Raw genomic sequence first — 12919 nt, 5'->3', positions numbered from 1 at the left:
AATGAATATCAATCTATTTTTACAGCAATTATTAAATGGGTTATCCATCGGCAGCGTCTATGCAATTTTTGCCTTAGGATATACCTTGGTTTATTCTATTTTGGGCATCATTAATTTAGCTCATGGTGCGATTTTTACCTTGGGTGCATATTTCACTTACGCACTTATGGGTGGAAATTTTGGATTTAATGGCTTGTTAGCTAATGCAGCCCTACCGATAAAATTACCATTTGCGATCGCCTTGATTTTAGGAAGTACCTTGGCGGGATTGGTAGGGGTAGTGATGGAACGGGTTGCTTTTCAACCTCTGCGCCGTCAAGGATCTGATCCTTTACTAACTGTTGTTTCCAGTTTGGGGGTAGCAGTGGTAATTGTGAATTTAATCCAGTATTTGGTAGGTGCGGAAAGTTATACATACCCTGCAAATACTTACGGTAATTTGCCACCTGCGATTAACTTTGGTAGTCCAGAAAACCCAATTCCGATTCGCAGTGTTCAGGTGGTAATTTTTACTGTATCTGTGGTAATTGTGGCAATTCTTACCTATTTCATCAATCGGACTAAATATGGGAAGGCAATGCAGGCGATCGCAGAAGATCCAACCACAGCTAGTTTGTTAGGCATTAATAGCGATCGCTTTATCATCTTAACATTCTTTATCAGCAGCTTTTTAGCAGGATTAGCAGGAACTTTAGTTGCTTCTAGTGTTAGTATTGCAGGGCCATATTTCGGCATTGCTTTTGGTTTGCGGGGTTTAGCAGTAATTGTCTTAGGTGGTTTAGGTAGTATTCCTGGTGCAGTGGTGGGAGGCTTGGTAATTGGATTAGTGGAAGCATTTGTACCCGCCGATTACTCTGGATATAAAGACGCAGTAGCCTTTGGAATTTTGTTTATTATGCTATTAGTTAGACCCCAAGGTTTACTAGGGCGGCGGTTTATTCAGAAAGTATAAAGAGACGAATTGTTATGAAAACATACACAAAACAAAAGTTAACTTTTGATCAATTTTTAGAACAGTGTCCAGAGTCAGGTTTATATGAACTTGTAGATGGAGAAATTGTAGAAGTGCGTGCAACCAGAAATCATGATGATGTAGCTGACTTTACGGCTGACTCTTTCAAAGATGAAATTAAACGTCTAAATCTGAATTACGTAGTAAAAAATACAGCAGTATTTAAAACTATAACTGCCAATGGCATAGAGCAAGGACGTAAGCCTGATGTAAGTGTCATAGATAAAGATAAATGGCGTTCAAATCGTTCTGCTTATGCTGCACTTGAAGAACCTATCCAGTTAGCTGTGGAGGTGACATCAACTAATTGGGAAGATGACTACATTGATAAGTTAGATGAATATCAATGTTTAGGTATTACAGAATATTGGATTGTAGATTATTTAGCAATTGGGCTAAGAGAGTATTTAGGAAATCCAAAAGTTCCGGCTGTATTTGTTTTTCTATTAGATGCTGAGGGAAAATATAACTGCACACATTTTAGAGGTTCAGAACAAATTGTGTCACGAACTTTTCCTGAACTGGCGCTGACAGCAGAGCAAATATTAACAGCTTAATAATTGATAAAAGTGATAGTTTAATTGAGCTTATATGGAAATACTTTAAAATAAATGGCTGATTTTTTCGCTACTTACGCTTCTTTAATTGTTTCTATGGTATTGGGGGCGCTATTAGGACTGTCACTTTACTTACCGCTAATGACAGGGCAATTGTCTTTAGCTAGTCCAGGATTTTATGCTTTAGGTGGGTATATTGCAGCAATTTTATCCACAAAAGTTTTAACTCCTAGCAGTGGTTTATTTCCCATTCCATTGTTGTTATTAGAGATGTTAATTGCGGGTATAATTTCTGGTGTATTGGGTGTAATAGTGGGAATTCCGGCGTTGAGATTGCGAGGAATTTATTTAGCGATCGCAACTATTGCTTTTGTCGAAGTTCTGCGCGTTATCTCCCTCAATCTGGATATTACAGGCGGCGCTGTCGGAATTTTTGGCATTCCTCAACCTTTCCAAACACAACTTGAGTATTTATGGATTGCTTTGCCATTACTGTTAATTAGTATGGTGCTGCTTTATCGTTTAGAACGTATCCGCGTAGGAAGGGCTTTTATCGCTATCCGCGAAGATGAATTAGCTGCGGGTGCAATGGGAATCAATCCTACTTATTACAAAGTTTTAGCGTTTACATTAGGGGCTATACTTGCAGGGGTTGTAGGTACTATTAGTGCCCACTTTCTCAATACTTGGAATGCTCGTCAAGGTACTTTTGACGCTAGTATTATATATTTAACTTTTGTTTTAATTGGTGGTTCGAGAACTTTTTTAGGGCCGGTAGTTGGTGGTATGGTATTTACAGCTTTACCAGAGATTCTGCGAAGCCTTGCTGATACTGGTGGTTTACCTAATTGGTTAGCGCAGTTTTTGCGCGATGGGAGATTAATTATTTTTGGCTTACTTATAGTAATAGGTACAATCTTTTTTCCTCAAGGGCTAATTACTCCAGATATTTTTCAAAGGAAAAAACGAACCGCAAAGGGCGCAAAAGAGTAAGATTTTTAGAGAGTTATTGCGTAAGTTTTATAATTCATAATAGTATGCAAAAATGTCACATAGTCTTCCAATAAATAACAGCAGTATTGTCTTAGAATCAAGAGCATTAACTCGCCGCTTTGGTGGTTTAGTGGCAGTAAATAATGTATCTTTTGGTGTAAATAAACATGAGATTTTTGGACTGATTGGCCCTAATGGTGCTGGCAAAACAACACTGTTTAATTTGATTACTGCTTTTATTCCACCTTCTAGCGGTAAATTAATTTATCAAGGTGCAGAAGTTTCCCAACTGCGTCCTCATCAAATTGCGGCTTTAGGTATTGCCCGTACCTTCCAAAATATCCGGTTATTTGGGGAATTATCAGCTTTAGAAAATGTGATAATTGCCCGACATTTACACACTAAAAGTAATATGATTACAGGAGTTTTAGGATTACCACCAGCGCCTCGTGAAGAATTGAAAACTAAGCAAAAAGCTTTAGACTTATTAGATTTGGTGGGATTAAGCGATCGCGCTGACGAAAAAGCCAAAAACTTTGCCTATGGCGATCAGCGGCGGCTAGAAATTGCCCGTGCTTTGGCATTACAACCGCAAATTTTACTTCTCGATGAACCTGCGGCGGGAATGAACCCCAATGAAAAGCAGCAATTGAGTGAATTTATCCGTAGCCTGCGCGATCGCTTCAATTTGACGATCATTCTTATAGAACACCATGTACCATTGGTTATGGGTTTGTGCGATCGCATTGCGGTGTTAGATTTTGGTCAATTAATTGCTTTGGGTGAACCATCTATAGTTAGAAATGATCCGGCTGTAATTGAAGCTTATTTGGGAAATGATTGAATTTATCTAGACAAAATTACCACAAATTCGTCTAAAGAATTCACTGCGATCGCGCTATCCATTAAATTTTCTAATTTTTCCACACTTTCGCTCTCAAGCCTTGCTTCTACTTCATGAGGAATTTCACCAAAGCGTCGTCGCAATACTCGTACTAACTGCCGTTGAACACCCTGCTGAAGGCCTAGCTGAATACCTCTTTGCTCAATTTCCTGATACCAAGGCGATTCTCGCAATACTGCCATATCCCACCTCATGATTTGTTGCACTAAAGGCGTGTCTAACACAAAGCTAGCAAAAAATGCCAGCAATGATTCTAATTGGTTCAGCTGTTCATCTGCTCTTAGCGCCTGTAATGCGCGTTGCACAACCGATACTTCTCCCCCTCCTCGCAGGATTGGCACAAAGGGTAACAACGATGGTAGTGGTTGCTGAAAGACTATTTCAGCATCGATTTCCCATAAATTAATCACGCGATAATCTTGAATGGCACGTAATCCTAAAAATTCCTGCTCGTAACTATTAACAATAGTTAACGTAGGTGGAGGCGGTAAAATGTTGATCAGTACTGGGTAAGTTGGCAATCGATACCGTTCTTGTGCCAAGGCAGCATAAGCTCTCATCCGTAGAGGCATCTGTGCAGTGTAACGCAGTTGTAGTTCGTTGAGTACGAGAAAATCGCCGTGAGTGGCACTGTATGCTTTCACCAACACATCTGTTTCTCGACTAATCCACTGAAATTCAGAACCGAGAATTTCTTTTGCCACGACTTCAGGACGCTGTGTCACCCATTGTACCCATGCATCTGGAGCTAAATTAATTAGTCGCTTGCTACCAATATCTGCTACTTTTGCCACAGAACGCTTAATATCTTTATCAGTAATCAATGGTACATCATAAAGATGGCAGTATTCTGGCGTTGGTTTTTAAGTTGAAGCAATGTCTACGCACTGTTTTAAGAAATGTATGATTGATGTATGTTAGGTTTTGAATCAACATTTCTGGATGTAAACTGCCGATGAAAGCCGATAGTAAACCAAATTATACAATTTTAGAAGTTCAAGAACTTGATGTAAATTATGGCGGTATCCAAGCTCTCAAAAAGATTAATTTAATTATTCAAAAAGGCGAAGTAGTTACTTTAATTGGTGCTAATGGTGCTGGTAAAAGTACTACACTCCGCGCCATAAGTAAAGTAGTTAATCCTAAGAGTGGTGTAATTATCTATAATGGACATAATATTACCCGCCGCCAAACTCATGAGGTTGTACAACTTGGTATTGCCCATTGTCCTGAAGGACGCAGAGTGTTAGCGCGGCAAACAGTATTTGATAATTTACTTTTGGGTGCTTATATTCGCTCTAATCAAGCCGAGATCAAAGCAGATATTCAGCGCCAATTTGAGCTATTTCCCCGTTTATCACAAAGACGCAATCAACTAGCAGGAACTCTTAGCGGTGGTGAACAACAAATGTTAGCGATCGCACGTGCTGTCATGAGTAAACCACAACTCTTACTTTTAGACGAGCCTAGCTTAGGTTTAGCACCTGCGATCGTCCGGGAAATCTTCTCAATTATTGAAAATCTCCGAGCTACAGGCGTGACTATTTTGTTAGTTGAACAAAACGCGAATTTGGCGCTACAAATTGCCGATCGCGGTTACGTTCTAGAGGCTGGTTCTATAACTTTAACAGGTGCAGCATCAGAATTGATTAGTGATGAGCGGGTTAAAAAAGCTTATTTAGGGTGATGATTATAGTAGAGTAATAATCCAATAGATTTCTTATGACCTGGATTAGTGTCGATGAAATAAAACGTGATTTATTAGGCTATCTTCAGCGCGTTGAAGCTGGGGAAACTCTTATAATTATACGTGGTGGAAAGCCAATTGCTGAAATTAAACCGACGTTAAAAACACCTAATATCTCTAGACCATTCGGACTCTGTACAGGAGAGTTTATTGTACCCGATGATTTTGATGAACCACTGCCAGAGAATATTATAAGTGAGTTTCAGGGTAAATAAAACTACTACTAAATACCCATATTTTCCTGTGGTTTATTAGTAGCGATACCTTCTCTACGAGACACTACGCGAACGGTGTCCATAGCCAACGCCGTTTGTCAAATATACCTAGTTAAAATTTTAAACGATAATGATTGTTGTATGTAAAAAATTAGGAAGTACAAGCAGATGGTAAAATCACCAACTAAACCCCTAACTTTAGAAGAGTTTTTGAAACTATCAGAAACAAAACCTAGCTCAGAATACATCAACGGTCAAATTATTCAAAAGCCAATGCCACAAGGAAAACATAGCAAATTACAGGGTAAGTTAGTCACAGGTATAAATGAAGTAGTTGAAAGTCGAAAGATTGCCCTAGCTTTTCCAGAACTGAGGTGTACTTTTGGCGAACGCTCAATTGTTCCTGATGTAGCTGTGTTTGCTTGGGAACGGATTCCTATAGATGAGCGTGGAGATGTCGCTAATGTCTTCAAGACATATCCAGACTGGACGATTGAGATTCTTTCGCCGGATCAAAGCCAGACTAAAGTAACGGGAAATATTCTACATTGTTTAAAACATGGTAGTCGCTTTGGTTGGCTGATTGATCCAGATGAGCGTTCTGTTTTAGTTTATCCGCCAAAGCAGCAACCAGAACTTTTACAAGAAGAACAAGAAATATTACCAGTTCCCGATTTAGTTAGCAGTTTTCAGTTAACTGTAGGGCAACTATTTGGATGGTTGAAGTTGTAGGAACATAGAATAATGGGTTTTAAACTTAAAGATGTCATTCCTTGGGGACGTTCGATGGAAGAATACGTTAAGATGTTTGACTTAACTCCTGAAGAACTAAGGTTAACTATACTCGATTGCGCTGGTGGCCCTGCTAGTTTCAATGCGGAAATGACTGCTCAAGGATACAAGATTGTTTCTTGCGATCCAATTTATCAATTCACAGCAGATGTAATTAGTAACCGCATTGAAGATATTTATCAAACAGTTATAGATGGTGTTAAAGCCAACCGAGAAGATTATGTTTGGCAGAATATCCAGTCGCCTGAACAGATGGGTCAAATTCGTATGGCAGCGATGCAAAAATTTGTGGCAGATTTACTTTTAGGAATTAATGAAAAGCGTTATATAACAGATGAATTACCTGTCTTGCCTTTTGAAACACATCAGTTTGATTTAGCTTTGTGTTCCCACTTATTATTTACTTATTCCGATCAGTTTTCAGAACAATTTCATCTGGCATCAGTTTTAGAGATGTGCCGAGTTGCCAAAGAGGTACGCATTTTTCCACTCTTAAAAATATCCGGTGAAGCATCTCCTCACCTGAAGCCAGTTATCAATGAACTACAACAACGCCATTATTCAGTGGAAATCAAGCAAGTACCTTATGAATTTCAGAAGAATGGCAACCAAATCTTGCGTATCAATTCAATGTAAGATTTAAATTTTGTGTCTGCTAATACTTGGGAATTTATGATTGAAGCTGATTTAGAGAATTTTGTCTAGCTCTAGGTTGACACCCATGAGCAACCCTGTAGCTCTACCTGATGTTGCAGCCAAACCAGAACTATTATAACTAATTTATACTGATAACTTTTCCTAATCATTATTATTATTAAATATTATTACGATTTTGTCATAATATATTAATATTTGTAGCCCTCTTGCAGATATCTATTATTTGTTTAGCGGCGAATTCTATTCACCGGAATCATTAAACCCATGAGTCAAATAGTCTGGATAGCAAGACACGCTAACCGCCTCGACTTCGTAAACCCCGATTGGTTTCTCACTGCCGAACGACGCTACGATCCACCCTTGTCTGATGATGGTATGCTTCAGGCACAGCAGTTAGCTAGACGTTTGAAAAAAGAAAATATTGGCCATATTTTCGCTTCCCCTTTCCTGAGAACTGTACAAACTGCAAATGCAGTTGCAGAAATGCTCAAATTGCCAATCAAACTCGAAACAGGCTTGAGTGAATGGCTAAATCCAGTTTGGATGACAGAAGAACCCGAAAGACTCTCAACTCGAGCCTTAGCAGAGTTATTCCCCAGAATTGACACCAGCTATACCTCGCGCATCGCTGCTAAATATCCTGAAACTCACGAAAAAGTGCGAGAACGTTCTGGGCAAACTGCGAGATGTTTAGCTACTGAGTTCTTTCCAGAGGATATCCTGCTAGTGGCGCATGGTGCATCTGTGTTGGGCGGGGCAATGGGGCTAGTGGGGGAAATTGCCAAAACAGAGGTCAAGGCTTCCTTGTGTTCCCTGGTAAAAGTGGTACGCCAAGACCCAGAGTGGTTATTAGAACTAACGGGAGATACTTCGCATTTAACCCACATAGAAGAAGTTATTCGATTTGCTTAAACCTTTGATAGAGATTTGCGTTCATGGCTTCTGGTACGTTGGGTATATCCTACAAAAAAAGTAATTAATTCGCGAATAAGTTCTATGACATTGTTACTAGCAGGAGACATCGGCGGTACGAAAACTATTCTGCGATTGGTTGAAACATCAGATTCACCAACTTTACATACTATTTATCAGGAAAGTTACCACAGTGCTGATTTTCCCGATTTAGTACCCATAGTGCAGCAGTTTTTGGTCAAAGCTAATACACCAATACCAGAAAAGGCCTGTTTTGCGATCGCCGGACCTATTGTCAAAAATACTGCCAAGCTAACCAATTTAATCTGGTTCCTAGATACCGAACGTCTACAACAAGAATTAGGTATCTCGCATATTTCTTTGATTAACGACTTCGCCGCCGTTGGCTACGGTATTTTAGGTTTACAAACACAAGACTTGCACACGTTACAAGTTGGCAAATCTCAACCCGAAGCCCCCATTGGCATTATTGGTGCTGGTACTGGTTTAGGACAAGGATTTTTAATTAAACAAGGAAACAATTATCAAGTTTTTCCCTCAGAAGGTGGACACGCTGACTTTGCCCCTCGGAACGAGATTGAGTTTCAACTGTTGAAATACCTGCTGGGTAAACATGATATCCAGCGCGTTTCTGTAGAACGTGTGGTTTCTGGGATGGGAATTGTGGCAATTTACCAATTTTTGCGCGATCGCAAATTTGCCGCCGAATCACCAGATATTGCCCAAATCGTCAGAACTTGGGAACAAGAAGCGGGACAGGAAGAGAAAAGCGTTGATCCTGGTGCTGCTATTGGTACAGCTGCATTGCAAGGTAGCGATCGCCTCTCGGAACAAACTTTGCAATTATTTATAGATGCTTATGGTGCAGAAGCCGGTAATCTCGCCTTGAAACTCCTACCTTACGGAGGCTTATACATCGCTGGCGGAATTGCGCCCAAAATCTTGCCCTTAATTCAAAACAGTGGTTTCTTATTAAATTTCACCCAAAAAGGGAGAATGCGCCGCCTCCTGGAAGAGATCCCCGTGTATGTAATCCTCAATTCGCAAGTCGGCCTAATTGGTGCTGCTTTATGTGCTGCTAGGTTATAACAGCTAGCATCATCAGTGAGATCGGCATCTCAAAAGGTAAAACTTATGACAGTTAAAAGTCTGCTGCCACTAATCGCCGCCACCATTGTCTGTGGTGGCTCTATTTTGGTGGAAGCGCGTCCAGTCAAACCTCCGGTGGCTGTTGTCAAACCAACAGTTTCTCAACCCGTGCAGCCACAATGGAAATTGTACAACGCTCCCGATGGACGCTTTAGTATTTTGATGCCAGGAAACCCCAACAGAAATACCGAATACCAAAAAACTTACATGGGGGAAATTACCTTAGAAATATTTGTCGCTCAACCACCAAAACAGCAAGTAGCATACATAGTTGCTTACAATGATTTTCCTTATAGTTATGGTCAAATGGCTGATCCCCAAGTTGTACTTAATAATGCACGGGATATGGCTTTAAAGACTACGAAAAGTAATTTAATTAGTCAACGAAACATTCGTAGTTCTAATAATCATCCTGGCAAAGAAATTGAGTATATTAATTCTGGAGGGAAAATCACTAAAAGTAGAATGTATGTTGCCGAAGGCAGATTATATCAAGTAATGGCAATAACTACAAAAAAACAGCAGAAGACATTAGCTAAAACTATTAATGGGTATTTAAATTCCTTCCATGTAGTTTTGAAAAAGTGAAATAACTCTAACATCGGGAGAATCCCAATTTATAAGGTGGGTTTGATATAACTTAACGTGAGTTCGATGAACCTCTCCCTCTCCGAAACGGAAAGAGAGGAGCAACGAAAAATTAAGCTTTTTGCTCCCCTCTCCGACACGGAGAGGGGCTAGGGGAGAGGTCAAATAACACTTGTCGAACTCACGTTAACTTATATTATTTGGAATGCTCTCGTGAAATTGAGGCTTCCGTTACCTCCGCGTGGAAAGGCTAGTACCGCAAGTCTGAAATAGCGGCAGAGCCGTCAGGAGCAGCATTTCCAGCCGGAGGCTGTAAACGAGATTTGAAAAGGGTTTTAGCTTAAGTTGACACCAATGAGCATTGCTGTGCCCTGACGACAGATGTGGTTCAAATACATGAAAACTGCTGTAATTTATCCATCAATTATTTATTGACTGACAGACTATAGCGGTTCTTAATTGCATAGAATACAGACTATTTGTAAGGGCACAGCAATGCTGTGCCCTATTGTGTATTGCATCCAAACGAGAACCGCTATACTACTGTATTGTTGTACTTCTATTTAGAAGTTGTAACCAATTCCTAATAGTATTCCTACATCAGTATTATCGACAAAAGCAGCATTTGCACTACCCGTTAGTGTAAATTTAGAACCGAGAGGAACATCTACACCACCAGTTAGCAGTAATCCAAAATCAGTATTGTTATTAGCGGCAATAGCTACACCAGCACCCACATAAGGAGATATAGAAAATGTTTCCTGACCCACTGAACCTGCTGTGCTAGGAGACCAATCCAAAGTAACGGGAACCAGAAACAGTGTATTGTTCCCAAATATTACCGATGGTCGCACTGAGATATTACGTGTCAGACCAACTTTGCTAATCACTGCAAAGTTACCCTCGCCTAAAGCTGTACTGTCTCCGGTCAAACCAATGTTACCAGCAACTCCGACATAGCTTCTGCCACCACGAGTAGCTCTACCTACTGTGACATCAGGCGTACCATTATTTCCTGTTGGCGGTTGATTTAACTGACTGATGTTAACATCAGGCGGGATCAGGACTTGGTTAATTGCATGGATAATACCATTGCTAGCTTTAACATCCGCCTGGAGTACTCTGGCATTATTCACCGAGACTTGATTGTTGGCGCGATCGATTTGAATATTTACAGGTTTTTCTTCAACGGTTTCCAGTTTCCCAGACGAGAGTTGACTAGCAGTTACCGCACCGGGAACCACATGATATCTCAAAATTTTAATCAATGCTTCTTTATTCTCTGGTTGCTGTAACTGTTGTAAAGTAGCAGCAGGCAAAGCCGCAAATGCTTGATCGGTGGGAGCAAATACTGTATAAGGGCCTGGCTGTTGAAGAACATCTGCTAGACCCGATGTCTTTAATAAAGAAGTCAGAGTTGTAAAAGAACTACTGGATGCAGCAAGAGAAACAATATCAGTACTGGTTGGAGTTCCAGCGACAACATACTGACTAGCTGGAAGATTGCTAGCAATGGGTTGCAGCCTTCCCTGCTTAACTAAAGCTTGATATAATAGCGCCGCCGCTTCAGCACGAGTTAAAGACTGTTGCGGATTAAGTTGTTTCACATCCGGGTAATTCACAACAAGATTACCTAGTGTCGCTGCTGCCACACTATTAACAGCATAGTTGGGGATAGCTGAAGCGTCGTTGTAGTAACTACTGAGAGTATTAGCATCGCCACCAGACAAACCCAAGCCACTACTTAAAGAAACAATCCCCTGCACTCTGGGAATTTCTTGATTTGGTTTAAACACGTTGCCAGGATAGCCTGCCAAAAATCCAGTTTCGTAGGCGTTTTGAATTGCAGAAGCAGCCCAGTAGTTAGCAGGAACATCACTAAACCCACCTGGACTTAATTGCCGAACTCGATTTTGGTTACTGAAAGCTTTTTGAATCAAGGCGGCAAATTCAGCACGAGTCACAGGTTGATTTGGCCGATAACTGCCATCAGGGAAGCCAGCAATTATGTTATTGTCAGCCAGGGTTTGAATGAAAGGACGCGCCCAATAATCTGAGGAGACATCAGACAAGTTAACTGTTGAAGTCGGTGCTGGTGTCGCAGGTGGGGTAGTGGATGGGGTAGTAGATGGAACAGTAGTTTGAGATGAAGCTGGGGCAGAAATTACAATGGGAGATATTGTAGCAGCCGTCATTCCCAGAACTAGGAAAGCAACTTTTGTTGATGACCAACGAAACAAACTAGACATGGAAATATCCTCTTTTCAATTTCTTCGGTTGACTATTGGAAAATACTGGATTCAGGGTTAAGTAAATACAAATATCCAGATGATTATTTGGTTTGCCTCGATATAAAACCCGTTTGACAAGCTCAATGCATCATGATTTTTAGCAAGATTTAAGAAATAAAACGTGTCTTGGTAATATAATTTATTATTAGTCTTTGATCAAGACTATGCAACTAACTCAAGACTAGACTTTGAGGAAAAACTTTCACTCTTTAGATAGTTGTCACTGACGGAAAATTTGCAAATTCTAGACCAAAAATTAGCGATCGCAATCAAAAATTTCGAGCCTGATTGTGCTAAATTCTTTGGCTAAGAATTAAGTTGTTTGCAAAAGACGATTTTATAAAAAAGAATCCAAAGATAAACTAGGACTTGGAAAAGATGTCTCATCTGTATCAATCTGGCTCACAACTCCTCTGGAACTAGGGCAACAAATCCGGTTTTTAACCCACGCTTGAACCCTGCTTTTTCATAGAAGTGCAAAGTCTCCTCGCGCTTTGAGCCACTCAGAAGCATCACTTTATAACACTGTTGCTGCCATGCCAAAGTTAAGGCATAATGCAGTACTTGCGTACCTAATCCCTGTCGTCGATAATTGGGGTGAGTGACTACATTTTCAATAATGCCGTATGAACGTGCGCCACGAGTCAAGTTGGGAACAATAGTTAAGTTACACGTTGCGACTATCTGGTTATCTACATCAGCCACAATGTAATAAGCTAAACCACATCTAGTTTGCATATCCAAAATTCATATCACTCTTGTGGGGTGGGCATCTTGCCCGCCCTAATTATGCAAGTTGAATGTGAAACAGCTTACAAACGGGGATCGTTTAAAATCGCATCCCAAATGGATTGTAAAACATCATCAGCCGGTAGAGGGGCATCGATGGGGTTTAGGTGGTGATACAACGCCAGAAGTTGAGGAAGTTCGTCACGCCTAATCAGGCGAACGGTAATTATAGGTTTAGACAAAAACGTAATTACGCCAGGAAGTATGTTTGAAAATTTCAAATCAGGACTTATGCAAAATAATAAAAAACGAACCGCAAAGTACGCAAAGTCCGCAAAGGGATAAGAGTTTT

At 40.4% G+C, this 12919-nt stretch carries 15 protein-coding genes; 11 read left to right on the top strand and 4 right to left on the bottom strand.

Annotated elements, in window-relative coordinates:
• Window position 1 precedes the first annotated feature (1 nt).
• The 4 genes from V7L07_RS04040 to V7L07_RS04025 are packed head-to-tail and all read left to right on the top strand — an operon-like array spanning window position 2 to window position 3406.
• Window positions 2-952: a branched-chain amino acid ABC transporter permease gene (locus V7L07_RS04040; RefSeq protein WP_335055298.1), complete on the top strand. Its 951-nt coding sequence runs from the start codon at window positions 2-4 to the stop codon at window positions 950-952.
• Between the two features lie 14 nt (window positions 953-966).
• Window positions 967-1569 carry a Uma2 family endonuclease gene (locus V7L07_RS04035; RefSeq protein ID WP_335055296.1) on the top strand — a complete coding sequence of 201 codons (603 nt, stop codon included), beginning with the start codon at window positions 967-969 and terminating at the stop codon, window positions 1567-1569.
• Window positions 1570-1623: 54 nt separating this feature from the next.
• On the top strand, window positions 1624-2562 hold the full coding sequence (locus V7L07_RS04030) for a branched-chain amino acid ABC transporter permease (RefSeq protein WP_335055294.1): 939 nt from the start codon (window positions 1624-1626) through the stop codon (window positions 2560-2562).
• A 52-nt stretch (window positions 2563-2614) separates the two neighbouring features.
• Window positions 2615-3406: an ABC transporter ATP-binding protein gene (locus V7L07_RS04025; protein WP_335055292.1), complete on the top strand. Its 792-nt coding sequence runs from the start codon at window positions 2615-2617 to the stop codon at window positions 3404-3406.
• A 2-nt stretch (window positions 3407-3408) separates the two neighbouring features.
• Here V7L07_RS04025 and V7L07_RS04020 read toward each other — a convergent pair whose 3' ends face one another.
• The gene (locus V7L07_RS04020; protein ID WP_335055535.1) at window positions 3409-4260 is read right to left on the bottom strand and encodes an Rpn family recombination-promoting nuclease/putative transposase; all 852 of its coding nucleotides are present in this window, start codon (window positions 4258-4260) and stop codon (window positions 3409-3411) included.
• Between the two features lie 161 nt (window positions 4261-4421).
• On the opposite strand from V7L07_RS04020, the gene V7L07_RS04015 reads away from it, so the two are divergent.
• From V7L07_RS04015 to V7L07_RS03985, 7 genes are all read left to right on the top strand, one after another.
• Entirely contained in the window at window positions 4422-5153 is a 732-nt protein-coding gene (locus V7L07_RS04015) for an ABC transporter ATP-binding protein (protein ID WP_335055290.1), read from the top strand.
• Window positions 5154-5188: 35 nt separating this feature from the next.
• The gene (locus tag V7L07_RS04010; RefSeq protein ID WP_335055288.1) at window positions 5189-5428 is read left to right on the top strand and encodes a type II toxin-antitoxin system Phd/YefM family antitoxin; all 240 of its coding nucleotides are present in this window, start codon (window positions 5189-5191) and stop codon (window positions 5426-5428) included.
• Window positions 5429-5596: 168 nt separating this feature from the next.
• Window positions 5597-6160, top strand: coding sequence for a Uma2 family endonuclease (locus V7L07_RS04005; protein WP_335055286.1), 564 nt, complete (start codon window positions 5597-5599; stop codon window positions 6158-6160).
• Between the two features lie 12 nt (window positions 6161-6172).
• Window positions 6173-6856, top strand: a complete 684-nt coding sequence (locus tag V7L07_RS04000) for an SAM-dependent methyltransferase (RefSeq protein WP_335055283.1) — start codon at window positions 6173-6175, stop codon at window positions 6854-6856.
• 285 nt (window positions 6857-7141) lie between these two features.
• Entirely contained in the window at window positions 7142-7789 is a 648-nt protein-coding gene (locus V7L07_RS03995; protein ID WP_335055281.1) for a histidine phosphatase family protein, read from the top strand.
• Window positions 7790-7873: 84 nt separating this feature from the next.
• Complete coding sequence (locus V7L07_RS03990; RefSeq protein ID WP_335055279.1) at window positions 7874-8899, top strand: glucokinase; 1026 nt, start codon at window positions 7874-7876, stop codon at window positions 8897-8899.
• 45 nt (window positions 8900-8944) lie between these two features.
• A complete protein-coding gene (locus tag V7L07_RS03985; RefSeq protein WP_335055277.1) occupies window positions 8945-9547 on the top strand; it encodes a hypothetical protein in 603 nt (200 codons plus the stop codon).
• Window positions 9548-10110: 563 nt separating this feature from the next.
• Here the strand turns inward: V7L07_RS03985 and V7L07_RS03980 are convergent.
• The 3 genes from V7L07_RS03980 to V7L07_RS03970 form a co-directional block, all read right to left on the bottom strand.
• Complete coding sequence (locus tag V7L07_RS03980; RefSeq protein WP_335055275.1) at window positions 10111-11796, bottom strand: fasciclin domain-containing protein; 1686 nt, start codon at window positions 11794-11796, stop codon at window positions 10111-10113.
• Window positions 11797-12240: 444 nt separating this feature from the next.
• On the bottom strand, window positions 12241-12576 hold the full coding sequence (locus V7L07_RS03975; RefSeq protein ID WP_335055273.1) for a GNAT family N-acetyltransferase: 336 nt from the start codon (window positions 12574-12576) through the stop codon (window positions 12241-12243).
• Window positions 12577-12650: 74 nt separating this feature from the next.
• Complete coding sequence (locus V7L07_RS03970) at window positions 12651-12809, bottom strand: hypothetical protein (protein ID WP_335055271.1); 159 nt, start codon at window positions 12807-12809, stop codon at window positions 12651-12653.
• Between the last annotated feature and the right edge of the window lie 110 nt (window positions 12810-12919).

It is taken from the genome of Nostoc sp., from assembly GCF_036916985.1.
Classification (GTDB): Bacteria; Cyanobacteriota; Cyanobacteriia; order Cyanobacteriales; family Nostocaceae; genus Nostoc.
The sequence above is the reverse complement of the archived record's forward strand: the minus strand, read 5'-3'. Positions and strand labels throughout refer to the sequence as shown.